Below are 19,784 nucleotides of genomic sequence, written 5' to 3' on the forward strand. Positions count from 1 at the left end.
TCGGTCACGGTGTCGGTCAGCGGCGCGGTTGGTGCATCACGCGCTGCGTCTCGGCCCACAGCGCCTGGCACTGGTGCTCGAGCGGGCTCGAGGCCGCCGGCGCCACGCCCTGCGCCTCGGCGGTCTTCACGCGCCGCAGTTCGCCCTGGTAGGCGGCGCTGCGGCGAGCTGCGGCGAGCTGGCGGCGGCGCGCGTCGTCGAGCTGCAGCCGGCGCAGGCTGAGGTAGGCGTCGTCGCGGTGGCCGCGCATCGCGGGCAGGCGGGCCTCGCACTTGGCATAGCCGAGATCGAAGCGCGCCATCGCCTGCGGGTCGAGCGCCATCGACTGCGCCGCGGCGGGCAGCGGCGCCGCGGCCGCCAGCACGGTGCAGGCGGTGGCCAGGGCCCGGGCGCCAGGGAAGGGAAGCTGGAGGAGTCGCACGCGGGGGTCCTTTGCGGAGCGGGGAGGGTGGGCGGGCATAGGCAGCGGTTGCGCGCGGCCCGGCTCAGGCGCCGACGCGCGACAGCACCCGCACCACCACCTCGCGGCGGAGCCGGAAGCCCAGGCGCTCGTAGACGTGGCTGGCGGCGCGGTTGTCGTGCATCACGTGCAGGAAGGGCTGCTCGCCGCGCGCGAGCTGCTGCCGCAGCAACCGTGCCATCAGGCGGTGGGCGAGGCCGTGGCCGCGGTCGTCGGGATGCGTGCACACGCCGCTGATCTCGCGGAAGCCGCCGGCGCCCATGCGCTCGCCGGCCATGGCGCGCAGCCGCTCGCCGTCGAGGCAGCCGTAGTACGCGCCGAGCTCCACGGTGCGCGGGCCGAACGGCCCCGGCTGCGTCAGCCCGACCAGCGCCAGCATGCGCGGCACGTGCGCGGCACCCAGCCGCTCGGTGCCCGGAGGCAGCGCCGGCTCGGGTGGATCGTCGGCATCGGCCGGGGGCGGCGCCGGGCCGTCCCACACCATCTGGTGCATGGTGGACTCGGCCTCGATGCGCCAGCCGGCCGGCGCCGGCCCGGACCAGCCGGCGCAGTACAGGGGCTCACCGCTGGCGCAGTGCGGCGCCAGCGCGGCGAAGTCGGGGCGCTGCAGGTCGGCGAACCCAACGATCGGCGAGAAGCCCGGCGCATAGCGCCGCGCCGTGTCGCCACCGACCGACCAGTGCGACTGCGGCCCGGACAGCGTGTGCCAGGTGATGTTGTCCAGCAGGCCGGCGTTCATGGCGCGGTGCGGCTCAACGCGACTCCGACAGCGCGAGGTTCGCGCCCAGCCCGGCGAAGCAGCCGGCGAAGCCGCGGCGCAGCCAGTCCTGCACCCGCGGCGACTCGAGCACCACGCCGCGGAAGGCGTCGGCCAGCAGCCCGTAGACGACGAACACCGCGAAGGTCATCGCCATGAACACGCCGCTGAGCACCAGCATCTGCGCCAGCGGCGACGCGGCGTCCACGGCCACGAACTGCGGCAGGAAGGCCAGGAAGAAGATCGTGAGCTTGGGGTTCAGCGTGTTCAGCAGCGCAGCCCGCGTGACCAGGCTGCGCATCGGCAGCGGTGCGGCGGCGGCGGCCCGGTCGACGGCGAACGCCCCGCGGTCGCGCCAGGTGGCCCAGGCCAGGTAGAACAGGTAGGCGACCCCGGCGAACTTGAGTGCCTGGAACGCGAGCGCGCTGGTGTGCATCACCGCCGACAACCCCAGCATCGAGGCCAGCAGGTGCGGCACGATGCCCGCGGTGCAGCCCAGCGACGCGTAGACGCTGGCGCGCCGGCCCTGCGCGAGCCCGGTGGACACGGTGAACACGACCCCGGTGCCGGGGATCAGCACGACGATGAGCGAGGTGACGAGGAACTGCAGCGTGATCAAGCGTCGGTCTCCTGGGCGTGGTCTTGTTCGTCGTCAGCCGGGGCAGTGCTTGTCGCCGGGCGCGCGGCGGTAGAGCGTGAATTCGGCGTGCGTGTCGAGGTCGCGGTAGCGGTGGGTGAGCGCATCGATCGCAACGATGTCGGTGCAGTAGCGCTGGCCCGGGCGCAGCCAGAAGTTCTCGCTCGCGGCAGTGACGGTGTAGCACATGCGGGCGCCGCTGATGTCGACCCGGCCGGCGCCGTGGAAGGGGCGTGGGTCGTCCTCGGTGCGACCGCAGGCCTCGAAGCGGCCATCGGCATGGAACTCGTCCCAGGCCCAGCAACTGCGCCCGCCGTCCTCGGAATTGCACCACAGGCCCAACAGGGCGCGGTGCAGCGTGGCGTCCTGCGCCGCCGACGGCAGCGGGAACAGCGGCAGCAACATCGACAACAGCAGCAGCTGCCACCGCACCATCGCCCGCCGCCGCGTCGGCACGCGGGACCCTGGCGCGGAGCGCGGCCACATCGCGGCGGACGGTCGGATCGGCTTCATCGGAGGGTGGCGTTGTAGAACATGGCCGGTGCCCGAGGCAAGTGCCGGCTGTCTGCTGGCCATCAGCGGGCCGGCCTGCCGCCGCCGCGCAGCCGCGCGGCCAGCAGCGGTGCGAACATCGTGAAGACCAGCACCGCCGGCCACAGGTTGCCGTCGCGGAAGCGGTACGCGGCCAACAGCTCGGGCCAGGACCTGCCCTGCACCATGCGGCCGAAGCCGAACTCTAAGCCCAGCGTGAGCAGCAGCCAGAGCAGGCCCATGCCGAGCCATTGTGTGCGGTCCAGCGGGCCCAGGCGCGGGATGCAGGCGAGCGCCACCGCCAGGATGCACGCACACAGCAGCAGGCCGCTCAGCACCAGCGCGGCCGGCAGGCCGAGGCGAGGCACGAGCACCAGTTCGCGCAGCCCGCCGTTCAAGAAGGCCAGCGCCAGGATCGCCAGCCAGGCGAGCAGGGCGCCGCGCAGCGGCAGGCGGCGCGCGGGCATTCGGCCGCCCCGGCCTCAGGCGAACAGCCAGCGCCGCAGCAGCCGGGTGTAGCGCGGCATCACCACCCAGACCATCAGGCTGACCACGATGCCGGTCACCGCCAGCATCGTCAGCGGCGGGTGGCCTGCCAGGCCCAGCGCGCTCAGCACCGGCGCAACGAGCAGCGGCACCAGCAGCACCAGCGGGTAGATCGCCGACCACGTGACCAGCGCCTGCTTCCAGCGCACCGGCAGCCGGGCCTTCGCGCCGGCCGGCGTGAACCAGAAGTCCAGCCCGCTGCGGATGAAGAAGTCGTCGCCGCTCTCCAGCAGCGGGGACACCGCCTCGATCAGGCGCTTGCGGTCGGCCGAGGCCATCCAGGCCTGCAGGTGCTCGCAGGTGTCGAAGCGGATGATCACCGTGAACGTTTCGGTGAGTCCGGGGATGGGGCGGATGACGTGCCAGTCCAGGTGCCCCGGTGCGGCCCGGCTCAGCGGGGCGATCTCGGCCATCCAGCGCTCGTAGTCGGCCTGGCGGTCGTGGCGCACGCGATGGCTGATGACGGCGGTGGCGCCGGTGTCGTCTCGGGCGCCGGCGTCGGCGCCACCGTCGGCGCCACCGTCGGCATCGGGACAGGCAGGCGGGGTGTCGCGGCTCATGGTGGGCGGGTGTGGCATCGGTGGAGGGGTGGGCGGCCGGCGCTCAGGCCTTGGGCGCCAGCAGGAACGCGAGCCCCAGTGCGGCCATGCTCGCACCCAGCGCCCAGCGTGTGGTGGGCGACTCGCGCGACAACCGGCCGCGAGCGAGGCCCATGCACACCAGCCCCGCGATGAGCGGCGACAGACCCAGCAGCCACAGCGACACGCCGCTGAAGACGAACTGCCGCGGCGGCTCCCGCGTGGGCAGCGCGACCCCGCCGCCGAACAGCACGACGAGACCCAGCGCGGCCAGCGCGGCGCCGAACAGGTAGGTGATCAGCAGGGTGGGGCGCAGCATGGTGCGGATGATGCCGTCACCGCGGGCAGAACGGCGCCGGAGGCACCGAAGACCCGTTGCCCGCCATCAGCGCCCGCGCCGGACCTGGAAGGCGCCGAGGCCCATCAGGGCGACCGCCGGCCAGAAGCTGAAGAAGAACAGCAGCCCGGGCCCGATGGGGTTGGGGTTCGGATCGGGCCACAGGCCCACCGCCGCGAGCAGCACGATGGCGAGCAGCGGGCTCCAGCCCAGCACGGCCAGCCAGAAGCCGATGCGGAACCAGCGGTTGGCGAGGTAGGTGCGCATCGATCGTTCACGTCGACATGACTTGCATCATGACGCGCAGTATCGGGCGGCTCGCCCTCCGTGCCTACAATGCCTCGATGACCATCGGCCGCCGGCTCCGAGCCCTCACGCTGTGGATCGCGTGCTGCGCGATCCTGCTGGGCGGACTCGCGCCGACGCTGTCGCATGCGTTCGCCGCCGACGTTCCCGAGGGCTGGGTCGAGATCTGCAGCGTCACCGGCTCGAAGCTGGTTCGTGTCGATGCCGGCGACACGCTGGGTCCGGATGCCGCGGACCCGTCGGACCCGGGCGAGTCGCGTGCTCATGCGCTCGAGCATTGCCCCTACTGTTCCACGCACACGACCGTGCCCGGACTGCCGCCCGCCGCCCCGGCAGACCTGGTCCTCGACGCGCGGGAGCATCACGTTCCCGCGCTGTTCCTGGCCGCGCCGCGAACCCTGTTCGCCTGGGCCATTGCCCAGTCCCGCGCTCCCCCTCTGAAGACCTGAACGTCGAACCCCGGCAACGCGGCGCGTGAGCGTCGTGTTCCGGCCTTGCCTTCGTTCACCCGCCCGCGGTCAGTCCGGCCGCCCTGGCGATCTTCAGGAGTTTCTCCATGTCCTGCATCGAACGCGCGCTGCGCGCGATGACGCACTTCAACATCGGTGCGTCCCTGGCTCTGCTCGTCTGGCTGGCGGACCGTTCCGGCGTGCTGCCATGAGAACGCGCAGCTCCATCGAAGACCTTTACTGGCAGGAGCTCGGTCCCGTGCTGCGCTCCATGGTGGGCCCGGGTGTGGTGCTGGCTGCCGTGTGCGCGGCAGCGTTCACCCTGGCCGGTGCCTCGCCACACAGAGCGAAACCGCCCGTGTCGCCGGTCCTCCAGCTCCACATGCTGGTGTCCCTGCCCGCAGCCTTGCCAAGCGCTTGAGCGATGCCTCGCGGGCGCCGTCGAGCGCTGCTCGCCGAGGTACCAACTTCTCCAGAGACGAACCCATGAACCGCCTGCATCGTGTTTCCCCGCTGACCTTCGCCTGCCTCGCCCTGGCTGCCCATGCGCAGTCCGAACCGCCTTCCCAGGTCCTGCCGCCGGTCCAGGTGCAGGGCCAGCGCGACGACTACCGCGCCCCCGAAACCACCACCGGCAACCGGACGTCCACGCCGTCGCTCCAAAGCCCTCAGAGCGTGCAGGTCGTGCCGCGCGCCGTCATCGAGGACCAGAACGCACTGAACCTCGCCGAAGCGCTCCGCAACGTGTCCGGCGTGCAGTTCGATTTCGGGTTCAACGGGACGGCCATGCCGCTGGTCGTGCTGCGAGGCTTTCCGAGCGTATCGATGACCGCCATGGGGCCGATGTCGGGCAGCTCGACCTACTACCTGGACGGCACCAAGGTCACCGGCGTCCCGATCAACATGGCCAACGTGCTGGCCGTCGAGGTGATCAAGGGGCCGTCGAGCGTCCTGTACGGGCGCGCCGAACCGGGCGGGCTGGTCAACGTGGTCAGCAAGCCGATCAGCGTCGTGCCCGCCATGAGCCTGGAGCAGACCGTCGGGGAGTACGGCCTGTCGCGCACGGCGGTGGAGGCATCCGGCCCTCTGAACGAGGAACGCAGTCTGCGTGGCCGGGCGTCCGCCTCGTACTACACGGCCGATTCCATCCGCGACTTCGTCGAGGACAAGCTCGGCGCCTTCGGCGCCAGCCTGAGCTGGCTGCCCAGCGCGCAGACCACCTTGACGGGAACGCTGGACTACAGCCACCAGCGCTACCGCACCGACTACGGCGTGCCGGCCTTGGGCGACCGGCCCGCCGATCTGCCGTGGTCGCGGCAGTTCAACGACTCGCCGCAGCTCTCCAGCAGCAAGACCACCACCCTGAAGCTGGAAGGCGAGCACCGCCTGTCCGAGGCCTGGCAGCTCAAGGGCAAGCTCCTGACCCTGCGCAGCGACACCTCCGAGATGGACATCTCGCCCTATCGCGCCGACTACGGCATGGGCATGACGCCCGACGCCACCTGCCCGGGCACGGGCAATCCGCTGTGCCGCTACTACTTCTACGTGCGACCGGACGGGCGCTACCGGCTGGACCAGTTCAACCTCGACCTGATCGGCAAGATCGACACCGGCGGGATCCAGCACACCGTGTTGCTCGGCGTCGATGCCTACAGCGGCCGCAAGACCGGCACGACCTACTTCCAGCAGATCGGCTCGGTGGACATCTACACGCCGGCGCTGGGCAGCACGCCGCCGCTGGACCTGGGCATGTCCATGCCGATGGACATCGAGGATCGCAACCGCTGGACCAGCATCTACGTGCAGGATCAACTGGCCCTGGGCCAGGGCGTCTTCCTGACCGCCGCGTTGCGGCACGACCGCACCAGCGCCATCTACGCCGCCCCGGGCACCGAGCCCAACAAGGCTTCGTTCACCACGCCACGACTCGGTGCGGTCTGGCAGTTCGCCTCCAACCAGTCGATCTACGCCCAGTACCAGGACGCCGTGTCCGCCAACAACGGCCGGGACACGGTGACCGGGGCCGCTCTCAGCGCCGAGCGCGCCAGGCAGTTCGAGATCGGCCACAAGATCGACTGGCTCGACGGCAAGCTCAGTTCGACCCTTGCGGCGTACGAGCTGACCAAGCGCAACCGTGGGGGCTCGGTCCCGGTCGCGACGCCGCCCTTCTACAACACCGTCACGGTGGGCGAAGCCCGCTCCCGTGGCGTCGAATGGGATCTTTCGGGGCAGGTCTCACGCAGTCTGTCGCTGATCGCCTCCTATGCCTACACCGACACCCGCGTGCTGGTCGATCCGACCTACCAGGGCAAGAAGCTGGCCAACGTGGCGCGGCATACCGGCAGCCTCTGGGCGCGCTACGCCATCGACAGCCAGTGGAGCACGGGTGCCGGCGTCTTTGCACAAGGTCAGCGCCAGGGCGATACGGGCAATACCTTCCAGCTGCCGGGGTACGGACGGGTCGACGCCATGCTCGCCTACCGCTTCGCGCTGCAGGATGCCCGGGCCGCGCTGCAGTTCAACGTCGACAACGTGTTCGATCGCAAGTACTACACGGGCAGCCATCAGTTCGTGGCCGACTGGGTCAAGCTGGGGTCACCGCGGACAGTCAAGGCGACGCTGCGGCTGGATTACTAGGAGAAACTCGCAATGCTGCATCGCCTAGCGCCGCCGCTGCTGGCCATCGCCCTGACCGGCTGCGGCGACCGTGCCGTGCCCGAGGTACAGCCGCCGCCGATCGAGAGGCCCTCATCGGCAGCCGACGCCGAGTCGAGGGCCAGCCTGCCCGCGCAGATCACGCCCGACAACCACTCGATGGTCATGGATGCCATCCTCGGCAAGCCCAGGCATGCGGTGGGCCAGATCGGCATCCTGGTCTACGACGGCGTCAACGACCTGGACTTCATGGGCCCCCGCTACGTGCTGGGGCAGACCGGCGCGAACACCCGCCTGATCGGCCTGAAGCCCGGCCCGATCAAGACCGTGACGGGCGTCCAGGTGGTGCCCGACGCGGTCATCGACGAAGTCACCCGGCTCGATATCCTGATCATCCCCGGCGGCTTCACCGGCACGATCGAGGCGGCTTACGACGACCGGGTGCTGGACTGGATCCGCACCATCGACAAGGGGACGATCTACACCGGGGCGATCTGCACGGGTGTCTGGATCCTCGGCGCCACCGGTCTGCTCGAGGGCCGGCAGGCCGTCTCGCACTGGTACCGCGAGGAAGAGTTCCTCCGGAAGTACAAAGCCATCCCGGCGAACAAGCGCTACACGCACGATGGCAAGTACTGGACATCGGCCGGCGTGACCGCCGGCATGGACATGTCTCTCGCCCTGCTGAATGACAACTGGGGCGAGCGCTACACGCAGGGCGTGATGCTGGACATGGAGTACGACCCGGCGCCCCCCATCCAGGGCGGGAGCCCGGCGAAGACCAGCTGGCTCGTCGAATGGATGCTGAAGACGATGTACGACGCCGGCGTCGACCCGCTCATCGACCGGCTCGAGAAGCAACGAAGTGACAGAGCCGCCTTGAAATGACGACCATGCCTCACCAGAACTCCGAGGCAGCAACCCAGGAGACCCTCGATGACATCCATACCGTTGAAACTCGCCGCGGCGGCCTTGTGCATGACCGTGCTCGTCGGGCCGGCCACGGCCGCCGACAGCACGGACCAGCGCCACGTGCGTGAGGTGCTGATGAGCACCTTCGACAAGCCCGAATCCCGGCTGCAGGTCGACCCCGTCGTCGTGCAGGGCGATCACGCGATTGCCGGCTGGACGCAGGGCGAACGTGGCGGGCGCGCTCTGCTGCGGCGCCATGGTGGCGCCTGGCAGATCACCGCCTGCGGCGGCGACGGGCTGAAGGACGCGACGACACTCGTCGACGCCGGCATCCCGGCGGCTGAAGTAAAAACCCTGGTGCAGACCCTCGGCGCCGCGGAAGCCCGGCTTCCGGCCGCGCAGCGCGCCAAGTTCTCCACCTTCGACGGACTGATGCGCATGAACGCGCAGGGAACGCATTCGCATTGAAGCCGACGCCCACGCGCAAGCGTTGCGTGGGATCTTGAATCCAACCTACCGAAAGGATCTGCCATGCATGTCAAACCCTCCATCGCCGCCGCACTGTTGTGCAGTGCCCTGGCCACTGCCGCGTCGGCCCAGGTCGCCATCCAGGACGCCTGGGTTCGCGCAACGGTACCGCAGCAGAAGGCCACGGGCGCCTTCATGCAGCTCACCGCGGCGCAGGACAGCCGGTTGGTGTCGGTCCAATCGACCGTCGCGGCCCTGGTCGAACTGCACGAGATGACCATCCAGGACGGCGTGATGAAGATGCGCGAGATCCCGGGACTGGCCCTGCCGGCAGGCAAGGCCGTCGACCTGAAGCCCGGCAGCTATCACGTCATGCTGATGAACCTCAAGCAGCAGATGAAGGCCGGTGACAGCGTGCCGCTCACGCTGGTGTTCGAGGACAAGACCGGCAAGCGCGACACCGTAGAGGTCAAGGCCGAAGTGAGGGCGCTCGGGACCCAGCCGGCGAAGCAGGACGGGCACGGCGGTCACAAGCATTGAGCCTGGGGCCGCGGTGCGCCTCGTCAGTCGGGGATCTGCGGCTCCACCAACTGGGCCAGCTGGGCGAGCGATTCCTGCCAGCCCAGGTAGCACATCTCGAGCGGAATGACCTCGGGGATGCCCGCCTGCGTGATGCTCACGTCGGTGCCGCAGAGCACCGGCTTCAGCGACACGGTCACCTCCATGACACCGAGCAGGTTGGGGTCGTCGAACGTGTCGGTGTAGCGGATCCGCTCGTTCGGCACCAGCTCCAGGTACTCACCACCGAACGCGTGGCTGTTGCCCGACGTGAAGTTGCTGAACGACATGCGGAAGCTGCCGCCGGCGCGCGCCTCCAGGTGGTGGACCTTGCACGTGAAGCCGTACGGAGGCAGCCACTTGCTCAGGGCATCGCCGTCGAGGAAGGCGCGGTAGACCTTCTCGGGCGGGCTGCGGAGAACGCGGTGAAGGCGGACGGTGTGGTCGGACATGGGGTGACCTCGTTGGCTGCGTTGGGGTAGATCGGGCGCAGAGGCAGCGAAGGATAAACAACAACGAGCCTCCGCGCCTCCGAACCCACGACGAACCGGCGTTCGTCCGCTCGACATCTGGCCCGGCACGCGTACAACGCCGAAGCTGCGGTCGGAAGTGGGCCGGCATCACCCGCCGGGATGGGCGCCACCGTGCGCTGAACGGCGTCCGAGTGCCAGCAACGCCCAGCCCAGCACGAGAAAAGTGCCGAAGATGCCCGCCGCTTACAGCGCGACCCCACCGTAGCCGCCCAGAGAACGGACCAATTGTCTTTTCTGCCCAAGGAACACCCAGGATCTCAGCGAGCTGACGGGCTGATGCCGCTTGATTGCGAGCAGAGACTATGGCGTGATCAAGCTCAATGGCCATGATGAATCCTCTCGGCAAGCGCTCCTGTGGCGCCCAACGATTGAGCTGAGCGGGCCGGTGGAGATCGGCCTCGAGCGAAGGGTTAGGCCGCAACTCTTGAGCCAACTACCGGCGGACCTTTAAGGCCTGCACCACTGCTCTTCGCAGGGGATGCCATCGTTGTCGCCGTCCATCTTCACACCGGGACAATTGGCGAGGAAGTACTTGGCTTCGGTACACGAGCTCATTTGAGAGCAGTACTTTCGTCCGTCGCAGCGGAAGCTGCTAGAGACGGCGGCTGGCGCTGAAGAGGCTGTTCTGGGGGTTTCCGCCGCAGCGGAGGAGGCAGCCGCGGCACGGCGTGCTCTTTCTGCGGCGTTCAACTCCTCCAGCGTGGGGTCCTTTCGAGGTTGAGTCGAAGGGCAGGGGCTCTGCTGATACGTGACGCTGCCATTGATGACGCACTTGTTCGCCGGTGCAGCGTGCACTCCGGAGGCGGCAGCCGCAAGAGCCAGGAATGCATAGAGCTGCGAGATGATGATGCGCATGGTCTGGCGGCTAACGTTTGACATGAGCTGCATGACCCGGCTTGCCGGGGCGAGTCCTCTCGATGGGATGGGTTAGACCAGCGCACACCACTGCCACTCACTTCTGAAGTTCCGAGAGCTTGGTGCCGCACCAAGGACAAAACGAGATGGCTATCGAACTGCTGCCTCCATCATGAACGATAAGGCCGTACTCTTTGAGCCTCGGGAAGTAATCAATTAGTGCATCGGGACACTCGTGGCGGGACGAATGCTCCTCGCAAACCGACTCCAACTGCCTTTGCATCGACTCACAGCAGTGTTGTGTCATAAGGTCTAACGTTCGAGCTGAGCCGCGCACGCCGGCATGGCGCTTGGCCCGCTGTACGGATGATGACCTAAGCCGGGAAGCGGGCCAAGTGCCATGCCGGTGGGCGTCGGTTCCAGCGAAGGGTTAGGCCTCGCCTTGCTGCAGCGCCCATGGCTCGAGTTCAGTACAACTTGACTTCAAGAACTGACTCCGTGACTCGATGGGGAAGGCGAGCGCCTTCGAGGGCTTGTGCAAGGCGTGTCAAGTCCTGAGGCTTTGAGCCATTGGCGAACGACCCTGGCTCAATGCGTTCCCAGTAGAACTGTTTTGGGATGATCAGGTGAGCGATCTCCTGGAAGGGAAAGGGCTGGCCCCAAACCCCCGAATCTCCTATGCAGGTTGACAGGACGTCTTCCGTGCCCGGAAGACCGGCCGTCCAGTAACCAGCGTCGCGAGACAGTCGTTCGAATGTTGTCCAGGCGCACCAGCTCTCGCTGAACTCTGCCACCGCATGCCCTTTTCCGAGAATGCGATTGCATAGCAAGAAGAACTGGCGCCACTGCTCGTCGGACATTGGTTGCGAGGCCTAACTAGATTTAGACATGCATGACCGTACTGGCGCTGTTGAGCTAACGCAACCCCTGCGTGGGGTGTCACGGCGTGCACGACGCCCTGCAGAGGGCCCCTTTCTGGCCGATGGGCGCGGGCGTTTAGGCGGCCTAAATTTCCTGGATGCCTGTTCCCGATCCGGAGCCCGCTGAATCGACGACGACGACGCCACTCGCGCCGCCGCCCCGCCTGCTCGACCAGCTCCGCGAGCACATTCGAGTCAAGCACTACGCCTTGCGCACCGAGCGCACCTACGTGGAATGGGTGCGCCGCTACATCCTGTTTCACGGCAAGCGCCATCCGCGCGACATGGGGGCGCTGGAGATCGAAGCGTTTCTCAGCCACCTGGCGCTGGAGCGCGGCGTGGCCTCGGCCACGCAGAACCAGGCCAAGGCGGCCTTGCTGTTCCTCTACAAGGAGGTGCTGCGTGCGGTCGATCTGCCCTGGCTCACCGAGGTGGTGGCTGCCAAGACCTCGCGCCGTCTGCCGGTGGTGCTCACGCAGCGCGAGGCGCGCGAACTGCTGATGCAGCTCCACGGCGCGCACTGGCTCGCCGCGTCGCTGCTCTACGGCAGTGGCCTGCGGCTGCTGGAATGCCTGCGCCTGCGCGTCAAGGACGTGGAGTTCGAGCGTCGCGAACTCGTCGTGCGCCAGGGCAAGGGCAGCAAGGACCGCGTGACGGTGTTGCCAGAGAATCTGCTGCTGCCTCTGCGCAACCAGCTCGCGCAGGCCCGGGCGCTGCACGAGCGCGACCTGGCCGCCGGCCGTGGCGCGGTCTGGCTGCCCGACGCGCTGGCGGTCAAGTTCCCGCGGGCGGCTCGGGCCTGGGGCTGGCAGTGGGTGTTTCCGTCACGGGTGCTGTCCGTCGACCCACGCAGCGGCGTGGAGCGCCGGCACCACCTGGCCGAGCAGGGCCTGCAGCGCGCGGTGTCGCTGGCGGCCCGCCGTGCCGGGATCGACAAGCCGTGCTCGCCGCATGTGCTGCGCCATTCCTTCGCCACCCACATGCTGCAGGCCGGTTACGACATCCGCACGGTGCAGGAGCTGCTGGGCCATGCCGACGTCAAGACCACCATGATCTACACGCACGTGCTCAACCGCGGCGGCCGCGGGGTGCTGAGCCCGCTCGACGCGCTCTGAGCCGGTGTCTCTACGCCACCTTGCGTATTCCGCCGCCCGGGGGTTCTGCCTAACCTGCAGCGGTCCGTGAACCCAACCGATCCCCCGAGGAGGAAACACCCCATGTCCCACACCACCCGCCGCGCCTTTGCGGCCTCGCTTTCCGCCGTGGCGCTGGCCGCTGCCGGCGCCTTCGTGCCCAGCGCCTTCGCGGCCGACACCATCAAGGTCGGCGTGCTGCACTCGCTGTCGGGCACCATGGCCATCTCGGAAACCGTGCTCAAGGACACGGTGCTCATGACCATCGACGAGATCAACGCCAAGGGCGGCGTCATGGGCAAGAAGCTCGAGCCGGTGGTGGTGGACCCGGCCTCCAACTGGCCGCTGTTCGCCGAGAAGGCCAAGCAGCTGATCAGCCAGGACAAGGTGGCCGTAGTGTTCGGCTGCTGGACGTCGGTGAGCCGCAAGTCGGTGCTGCCGGTGTTCGAGGAAACCAACTCGCTGCTGTTCTACCCGGTGCAGTACGAGGGTGAGGAACTGTCCAAGAACGTGTTCTACACCGGTGCCGCGCCCAACCAGCAGGCCATCCCCGCGGTGGAATACCTGATGAGCAAGGACGGTGGCTCGGCCAAGCGCTTCGTGCTGCTGGGCACCGATTACGTCTACCCGCGCACCACCAACAAGATCCTGCGTGCCTTCCTCAAGAGCAAGGGCGTCGCCGAGGCCGACATCATGGAGGAGTACACCCCCTTCGGCCACTCCGATTACCAGACCATCATCGCCAAGATCAAGAAGTTCTCGTCGGAAGGCAAGAAGACCGCGGTGGTGTCCACCATCAACGGTGACTCCAACGTGCCCTTCTACAAGGAACTGGGCAACCAGGGCCTGAAGGCGACCGACGTGCCGGTGGTGGCGTTCTCGGTGGGTGAGGAAGAGCTCCGCGGTGTCGACACCAAGCCGCTGGTGGGCCACCTGGCGGCGTGGAACTACTTCATGTCGATCAAGAACCCGACCAACGCCGCGTTCATCAAGCAGTGGAGCGACTACGCCAAGGCCAAGGGCATCCCGGGCCACAAGGACAAGCCGCTGACCAACGACCCGATGGAGGCCACCTACATCGGCATCCACATGTGGGCGCAGGCGGTCGAGAAGGCCAAGTCCACCGACACCGACAAGGTCATCGCCGCCATGGCGGGCCAGACCTTCAAGGCGCCGGGCGGCTTCACCAGCACCATGGACAAGGAAAACCACCACCTGCACAAGCCGGTGTTCATCGGCGAGGTCAAGGCCGACGGCCAGTTCAACGTGGTCTGGAAGACGCCGGGCCCGGTGGTCGCCGATCCGTGGAGCGACTACATCGCCGAGAACAAGGGCAAGAAGAACGTGCCGGAGAAGAAGTAAGCAACGGATAGCCGGCTCTCGATGTTGGCGCGCGCCGGCCGGGCCGGCGGCGATCGGACTGTCCACCAGGTCGCCGCCGGTCCTGCCGGCGCGCAGCCTTCTTTTTCTTCTTCTCATGGCTTCCTACTCTCCACGGTGACGACGAATTGAATGCCTTGCGTGCTTTCCTGCTGAGCCTGTGCGCCGCCGGGCTGCTGGGGCTGGCTGCGGCTCCCGCGCGTGCCATGACGCCCGCGCAGGCGCTCGCCATCTCGGCCGGCGACACCGACACCCGCGTCGCCGCCCTGCAGCAGGCCATCGCCGCGCTCGACCCGCGCGTGCCGGTGCTGGTGCAGGCGCTGCTGGACGGTGAGGTGAAGGTCGACGACCAGCGCGCCTACATCGTCGCGGCCGACGGCTCGGCCGTCGACGCCGCCACCGGCCAGCCGGCCACGCCCCCCGAGACCGCGGAAGACGCGGTCAACAACAACCGCATGCGCGGCGAGCTGCAGGCCGCGCTGGCCGCGCTGCAGCTGATCACCGGCGACCTCACGCAACGCCGCGCCGCCATCGGCTCGCTGCGCGAGGCGATGGACGAGGCCAAGCTGCCGCTCATCGAGCAGGCGCTGGCCAAGGAGGCCGACCCCGCACTCAAGGCCGAGCTGGAGACGCTGCGCGCCAAGGGCCTGATCGCCTCCACCGACCCGGCCAAGCGCCTGCAGGCCGCGCAGGCCCTGGCCAGCAGCACCACGCCGGCCACCCGCAGCCTGCTGCTCGAGCGCCTGAAGCCGGCAGCCGAGGGCGGGGAGGCCGACCCCGCGGTGCGCGCGGCGCTGCAGGCCTCACTCGACGGCGTCAATTCCATGCTGGCCTGGGGCGAACGCGCCGGCGTCGTGTTCACCGGCATCAGCCTGGGTTCCATCCTGCTGCTGGCGGCGCTGGGCCTGGCCATCACCTACGGGCTGATGGGCGTCATCAACATGGCGCACGGCGAGCTCATCATGATCGGCGCCTACGCCACCTACCTCACGCAGAACGCCTTCCGCGCCTGGCTGCCGGACCACTTCGACTGGTACATCGTCGCGGCCATCCCGCTGTCCTTCCTCGCCGCGGCGGCGGTGGGCGCGGTGCTGGAGCGCGGCGTCATCCGCTTCCTCTACGGCCGCCCGCTGGAGACGCTGCTCGCCACCTGGGGCATCAGCCTGGTGCTGATGCAGGGCGTGCGCTCGCTGTTCGGCGCACAGAACGTGCCGGTGGAGAACCCGGCCTGGCTGTCGGGCGGCGTGCAGATCATGAGCAACCTGGTGCTGCCGTGGAACCGCATCGCCATCGTGGTGTTCGCGGCCATCGTGCTGGGCGGCATCGCCTTCCTGATCGCGAAGACGCGGCTGGGGCTGTTCGTGCGCAGCGTCACCCAGAACCGCCCCATGGCCTCGTGCATGGGTGTCAACACCGCGCGCGTCGACACGCTGGCGTTCGCGCTCGGGGCCGGCGTGGCGGGGCTGGCGGGCTGCGCGGTCAGCCAGGTCGGCAACGTCGGGCCCGACCTGGGGCAGGGCTACATCGTCGACTCCTTCATGGTGGTGGTGCTGGGCGGCGTGGGCCAGCTCGCCGGCACCGTGTACGCGGCACTGGGGCTGGGCGTGATCAACAAGTTCCTCGAAGGCTGGGCCGGCGCCGTGCTGGCGAAGATCATCGTGCTGGTGTTCATCGTGGTGTTCATCCAGAAGCGGCCGCAGGGGCTGTTCGCATTGAAGGGGAGAGAGGCATGAGTGCCGTGCTGACGCCTCCTCTGCCCGTGGCACCGCCGCGCAGTCGCCTGCTGCAGGGCAAGGCCTGGACGGCGCTGCTGGCCGCGGTGATCACCGTGACCGTGCTGGTGCCGGTGCTGAACCTCGTGGTGCCGGCCGGCAGCGCCTTCCACCTGAGCGACTACGCGGTGGCGCTGATCGGCAAGATCATGTGCTACGCGATCTGCGCGCTGGCCATGGACCTGATCTGGGGCTACACCGGCATCCTGTCGCTCGGCCACGGCCTGTTCTTCGCGCTCGGCGGCTACGCGATGGGCATGTACCTCATGCGCCAGATCGGCCGCGACGGCAACTACCAGTCGGACCTGCCCGACTTCATGGTCTTCCTCGACTGGAAGGAGCTGCCCTGGCACTGGAGCTTCAGCGACTCCTTCGTGGCCACGCTGTTCCTGATCGTCGCGGTGCCGGGCCTGCTGGCCTTCGTGTTCGGCTTCTTCGCGTTCCGCTCGCGCATCAAGGGCGTGTACTTCTCGATCATCACGCAGGCGCTCACCTTCGCCGCGATGCTGCTGTTCTTTCGCAACGAAACCGGCTTCGGCGGCAACAATGGCTTCACCGACTTCAAGCGCATCCTCTCCATCCCGATTGCGCAGCCGTCCACGCGCATGGTGCTGTTCGTGCTGACCGGGCTCACGCTGATCGGCTTCTTCCTGCTGGCGCGCTGGCTCATCCACACCAAGTTCGGCCGCGTGCTGCAGGCCATCCGCGACGCCGAGAACCGCGTCATGTTCTGCGGCTACGAGCCGCTGAACTACAAGCTCGCGATCTGGACGCTGTCGGCGGTGATGTGCGGCATCGCCGGTGCGCTGTACGTGCCGCAGGTGGGCATCATCAACCCGGGCGAGATGTCGCCGGCCGCCAGCATCGAGATCGCGATCTGGGCCGCGGTGGGCGGCCGCGCCACGCTGATCGGCCCGATCGTCGGTGCCTTCTTCGTCAACTTCGCGAAGAGCTGGTTCACGCAGGTCTTCCCCGAGTTCTGGCTGTACTTCCTGGGCGCGCTGTTCATCGCCGTCACGCTGTTCCTGCCGGACGGCATCGTCGGCGGCGTGAAGCGGCTGCTGGGCCGCGGCAGCAAGGAGAAGCGCGCATGACGCCCGAGCTGATGGAGGCCGGCGCCCGCACCCGCGAGCGCATGGCCGCGAAGCCCGAGGCCGGCAAGTCGGGCGGCCGGGCGGCGAGCTACAGCCGTGTGGTCGAGCCGGGCACGCTGGACACCGCGCACGGCGGCATCCTGTACCTGGAGGACATCACCGTCAGCTTCGACGGCTTCCGCGCGCTGAACAAGCTGTCGCTGAACATCGCCGCCGGCGAGCTGCGCTGCATCATCGGCCCCAACGGCGCCGGCAAGACGACCATGATGGACGTGATCACCGGCAAGACGCGGCCCGACGCCGGCAGCGCGTTCTTCGGCTCCACCATCGACCTGCTGCGCCTGCGCGAGAGCCAGGTGGCGAGCATCGGCATCGGCCGCAAGTTCCAGAAGCCCAGCGTGTTCGAGCAGCTCACGGTGTTCGAGAACCTGGAGCTCGCGCTGAAGGCCGACCGCCGGCCGCGCGCGGCGGTGTTCGCCCGGCTGTCGGGCGCGCAGCTCGACCGCATCGGCGAGATCCTCACGCTCATCCACCTGAAGGGCGAGGCGCAGCGCCTGGCCGGGCTGCTGTCGCACGGCCAGAAGCAGTGGCTGGAGATCGGCATGCTGCTGATGCAGGACCCCAAGCTGCTGCTGCTCGACGAGCCGGTGGCCGGCATGACCGACGAGGAGACCGAGCGCACCGCGCAGCTCTTCGTGTCGCTGCAGGGCGCGCACTCGCTGGTGGTGGTGGAGCACGACATGAAGTTCATCGACGAGCTCACCCGCGACGACCCGGCCAAGAAGGTGACGGTGCTGCATGAGGGCAGCGTGCTGGCCGAGGGCTCGCTCGCGCAGGTGCAGGCGAACGACAAGGTGGTGGAGGTCTATCTTGGCCGCTGAACACACCATGCTGAAGGTCGAAGGCGTCAACCAGTACTACGGCGGTTCGCACATCCTGCGCGGGCTGGATTTCGAGGCGAAGGCCGGCGAGGTGACGGTCGTGCTGGGCCGCAACGGCGTGGGCAAGACCACGCTGCTGAAGAGCCTGGTCGGGCTGGTGAGCATCAAGTCCGGCAGCATCCGGCTCGACGGCACCGAGGTGCAGCGCCTCACGCCCTACGAGCGCGTGCGCCGCGGCATCGGCTACGTGCCGCAGGGCCGCGAGATCTTCGGCCGCCTGACGGTCGAGGACAACCTGCGCATGGGCCTGGCCAGCAAGCCCGGCAGCACACCGATCCCGGCCGAGCTCTACGAGCTGTTCCCGGTGCTCAAGCAGATGCTCGGACGGCGCGGCGGTGATCTGTCGGGCGGGCAGCAGCAGCAGCTGGCGATCGCCCGCGCGCTGGCGGCCGGCCCCAAGCTGCTGATCCTGGACGAGCCGACCGAGGGCATCCAGCCCAGCGTCATCAAGGACATCGGCCGCGTGATCCGCAAGCTGGCCGATCGCGGCGACATGGCGATCATCCTGGTGGAGCAGTACTACGACTTCGCCGCCGAACTGGCCGACCAGTACCTGGTGATGGAGCGCGGCGAGATCGTGCTGCGCGGCCGCGGCGCCGACATGGAAACCGACGGCGTGCGCCAGCGCATGTCGATCTGAGCGCGCTGCCCCGCGCCGCCGGGGCGTGCATACTGCGCGCGCCCGGCGCGGCGGTTCTCAAGCGTGCGGCGGGCAGGCCGATAGCCGATCAAGCCCTATCCACACGCCATGACAGACCTGCTCGGATCCGTCGTCAGCCTCACCGGCTACCGTGACCGCGACCTGCTCGACGCAGCCGCGGTCACGATGCTGGCCGACTGGCTGCGACCGCTGAGCCTGAGCCTGTACCGCTGTGTGGGCGAGGCCGGCGATACGCGGCTGCTGCTGCAGGCGTGCGCCCGCGACGGCCCGCCGGCGGTGGCGGGCGATCCGCCGTGGACCCCGCTGGAGGCGCTGCCGTCGCTGGACGACTGGCTACCGCACCGCGACGCGCTGGCCGGCGGCGAACCGCTGCTGGCGCTGCCCACCAGCCGACCCGGCCCGCGAGGCCGGCCGGTGCTGCTGAATGTGTTCCCGCTGTGGGTCGGCACCGAACGCTTCGGTCTGGTCGAGGTGCTCGCCGAGAAGCCGCTCGACGCCGAACAGCTGCGCTTCGTCGATGCCGTGCTGAAGATCTACCGCAACCAGGTCGGCCTGCTCGACTACAGCGAACGCGACACGCTGACCGGTCTGCTGAACCGCAAGACCTTCGACGAACAGTTCGGCAAGTGCCTGCTCGAGTGCGACGGCCCGGGGCCGCTGGCGCCGCTGTCGCCGTCGGCCGACGGCGGGCAGCAGCCCGAACGGCGCGCCCGCGCGTCGCTGCGCTACTGGATCGGCGTGGTCGACGTCGACCACTTCAAGCGCGTGAACGACAACTTCGGTCACCTGATCGGCGACGAGGTGCTGCTGCTGATGGCGCGCATCCTGCGCGGCGCCTTCCGGCATGGCGACCGCCTCTACCGCTTCGGCGGCGAGGAGTTCGTCGTGATGCTGCACGCCGATTCGCGCGTGCACGCGGCGCTCGCCTTCGAGCGCTTCCGCGCGCGCATGGAGACCTGCCGCTTCCCGCAGGTCGGCAGCGTCACGGTCAGCATCGGCATGACCGAACTGCGCGCCGACGACACCCCCAGCGCGGCCTTCTCGCGCGCCGACCTGGCGGTCTACCACGCCAAGCAGAACGGCCGCAACCAGCTGCAGTGCCACGACCAGCTGGTCGAGGGGGGCACGCTGGTCGAGGCGGGCGGCAAGGTCGGCGAGATCGAGCTGTTCTGACGCCGGTACCACGCCGGCACGGCAGCGCTTCGCTGCGGTAAGCGAAAACCTGCGGGCCAGCAACCCCCCTGAACGACAGACGGGACAGTCACGCCCGACTCCCCTGGCGCCGACAGAATGCGCCGACT

At 68.7% G+C, this 19,784-nt stretch carries 23 protein-coding genes; 12 read left to right on the top strand and 11 right to left on the bottom strand.

Annotation, left to right across the window (positions count from 1 at the left end; all coding sequences use genetic code 11):
- Positions 1-16: 16 nt before the first annotated feature.
- The 8 genes from MPE_RS03405 to MPE_RS03440 form a co-directional block, all read right to left on the bottom strand.
- Positions 17-421, bottom strand: coding sequence for a hypothetical protein (locus tag MPE_RS03405; protein ID WP_011828278.1), 405 nt, complete (start codon positions 419-421; stop codon positions 17-19).
- 64 nt (positions 422-485) lie between these two features.
- On the bottom strand, positions 486-1,199 hold the full coding sequence (locus MPE_RS03410) for a GNAT family N-acetyltransferase (RefSeq protein ID WP_011828279.1): 714 nt from the start codon (positions 1,197-1,199) through the stop codon (positions 486-488).
- A 13-nt stretch (positions 1,200-1,212) separates the two neighbouring features.
- On the bottom strand, positions 1,213-1,836 hold the full coding sequence (locus MPE_RS03415; RefSeq protein WP_011828280.1) for a LysE family translocator: 624 nt from the start codon (positions 1,834-1,836) through the stop codon (positions 1,213-1,215).
- A 33-nt stretch (positions 1,837-1,869) separates the two neighbouring features.
- A complete protein-coding gene (locus MPE_RS03420; RefSeq protein ID WP_148210881.1) occupies positions 1,870-2,367 on the bottom strand; it encodes a hypothetical protein in 498 nt (165 codons plus the stop codon).
- A gap of 62 nt (positions 2,368-2,429) precedes the next feature.
- The gene (locus tag MPE_RS03425; RefSeq protein ID WP_011828282.1) at positions 2,430-2,852 is read right to left on the bottom strand and encodes a hypothetical protein; all 423 of its coding nucleotides are present in this window, start codon (positions 2,850-2,852) and stop codon (positions 2,430-2,432) included.
- Between the two features lie 15 nt (positions 2,853-2,867).
- Positions 2,868-3,491, bottom strand: a complete 624-nt coding sequence (locus MPE_RS03430; protein ID WP_148210882.1) for an antibiotic biosynthesis monooxygenase — start codon at positions 3,489-3,491, stop codon at positions 2,868-2,870.
- Between the two features lie 43 nt (positions 3,492-3,534).
- Complete coding sequence (locus tag MPE_RS03435) at positions 3,535-3,828, bottom strand: hypothetical protein (RefSeq protein WP_011828284.1); 294 nt, start codon at positions 3,826-3,828, stop codon at positions 3,535-3,537.
- Between the two features lie 66 nt (positions 3,829-3,894).
- Positions 3,895-4,113, bottom strand: a complete 219-nt coding sequence (locus tag MPE_RS03440; protein WP_011828285.1) for a hypothetical protein — start codon at positions 4,111-4,113, stop codon at positions 3,895-3,897.
- 77 nt (positions 4,114-4,190) lie between these two features.
- Here MPE_RS03440 and MPE_RS03445 point away from each other — a divergent pair, with 77 nt between their 5' ends.
- The 5 genes from MPE_RS03445 to MPE_RS03470 all read left to right on the top strand — a co-directional run bounded on the left by MPE_RS03445 (position 4,191) and on the right by MPE_RS03470 (position 9,176).
- Entirely contained in the window at positions 4,191-4,601 is a 411-nt protein-coding gene (locus MPE_RS03445) for a DUF2946 domain-containing protein (protein ID WP_041929879.1), read from the top strand.
- 486 nt (positions 4,602-5,087) lie between these two features.
- Positions 5,088-7,238, top strand: coding sequence for a TonB-dependent siderophore receptor (locus MPE_RS03455; RefSeq protein ID WP_011828288.1), 2,151 nt, complete (start codon positions 5,088-5,090; stop codon positions 7,236-7,238).
- 12 nt (positions 7,239-7,250) lie between these two features.
- A complete protein-coding gene (locus MPE_RS03460; RefSeq protein WP_011828289.1) occupies positions 7,251-8,144 on the top strand; it encodes a DJ-1/PfpI family protein in 894 nt (297 codons plus the stop codon).
- A gap of 48 nt (positions 8,145-8,192) precedes the next feature.
- Entirely contained in the window at positions 8,193-8,636 is a 444-nt protein-coding gene (locus MPE_RS03465) for a copper uptake system-associated protein (RefSeq protein WP_011828290.1), read from the top strand.
- Positions 8,637-8,699: 63 nt separating this feature from the next.
- Entirely contained in the window at positions 8,700-9,176 is a 477-nt protein-coding gene (locus tag MPE_RS03470) for a copper chaperone PCu(A)C (RefSeq protein ID WP_011828291.1), read from the top strand.
- 23 nt (positions 9,177-9,199) lie between these two features.
- On the opposite strand, the gene MPE_RS03475 is transcribed toward MPE_RS03470, so the two are convergent.
- The 3 genes from MPE_RS03475 to MPE_RS24965 form a co-directional block, all read right to left on the bottom strand.
- Complete coding sequence (locus MPE_RS03475; protein ID WP_011828292.1) at positions 9,200-9,646, bottom strand: SRPBCC family protein; 447 nt, start codon at positions 9,644-9,646, stop codon at positions 9,200-9,202.
- A 528-nt stretch (positions 9,647-10,174) separates the two neighbouring features.
- Positions 10,175-10,582, bottom strand: a complete 408-nt coding sequence (locus MPE_RS23150) for an excalibur calcium-binding domain-containing protein (protein WP_148210883.1) — start codon at positions 10,580-10,582, stop codon at positions 10,175-10,177.
- Positions 10,583-10,679: 97 nt separating this feature from the next.
- Entirely contained in the window at positions 10,680-10,889 is a 210-nt protein-coding gene (locus tag MPE_RS24965; protein ID WP_148210884.1) for a DUF6980 family protein, read from the bottom strand.
- A gap of 711 nt (positions 10,890-11,600) precedes the next feature.
- Between MPE_RS24965 and MPE_RS03480 the strand changes: the two genes are divergently transcribed.
- From MPE_RS03480 to MPE_RS03510, 7 genes are all read left to right on the top strand, one after another.
- Positions 11,601-12,617, top strand: a complete 1,017-nt coding sequence (locus tag MPE_RS03480) for an integron integrase (protein WP_011828296.1) — start codon at positions 11,601-11,603, stop codon at positions 12,615-12,617.
- Between the two features lie 102 nt (positions 12,618-12,719).
- Positions 12,720-13,997: an urea ABC transporter substrate-binding protein gene (urtA, locus tag MPE_RS03485; protein ID WP_011828297.1), complete on the top strand. Its 1,278-nt coding sequence runs from the start codon at positions 12,720-12,722 to the stop codon at positions 13,995-13,997.
- A gap of 155 nt (positions 13,998-14,152) precedes the next feature.
- Positions 14,153-15,748: an urea ABC transporter permease subunit UrtB gene (urtB, locus tag MPE_RS03490; RefSeq protein ID WP_041929518.1), complete on the top strand. Its 1,596-nt coding sequence runs from the start codon at positions 14,153-14,155 to the stop codon at positions 15,746-15,748.
- Entirely contained in the window at positions 15,745-16,881 is a 1,137-nt protein-coding gene (urtC, locus tag MPE_RS03495; protein WP_011828299.1) for an urea ABC transporter permease subunit UrtC, read from the top strand. Before urtB ends, urtC begins: the two co-directional genes overlap by 4 nt.
- Positions 16,878-17,762 carry an urea ABC transporter ATP-binding protein UrtD gene (urtD, locus tag MPE_RS03500; protein ID WP_011828300.1) on the top strand — a complete coding sequence of 295 codons (885 nt, stop codon included), beginning with the start codon at positions 16,878-16,880 and terminating at the stop codon, positions 17,760-17,762. Before urtC ends, urtD begins: the two co-directional genes overlap by 4 nt.
- A 7-nt stretch (positions 17,763-17,769) precedes the next feature.
- Positions 17,770-18,462: an urea ABC transporter ATP-binding subunit UrtE gene (gene urtE, locus MPE_RS03505; protein ID WP_011828301.1), complete on the top strand. Its 693-nt coding sequence runs from the start codon at positions 17,770-17,772 to the stop codon at positions 18,460-18,462.
- A 108-nt stretch (positions 18,463-18,570) separates the two neighbouring features.
- On the top strand, positions 18,571-19,656 hold the full coding sequence (locus tag MPE_RS03510) for a GGDEF domain-containing protein (protein ID WP_011828302.1): 1,086 nt from the start codon (positions 18,571-18,573) through the stop codon (positions 19,654-19,656).
- The last annotated feature ends 128 nt before the right edge of the window (positions 19,657-19,784 follow it).

Source organism: Methylibium petroleiphilum PM1, from assembly GCF_000015725.1.
In the GTDB taxonomy this organism is placed as follows: domain Bacteria; phylum Pseudomonadota; class Gammaproteobacteria; order Burkholderiales; family Burkholderiaceae_C; genus Methylibium; species Methylibium petroleiphilum.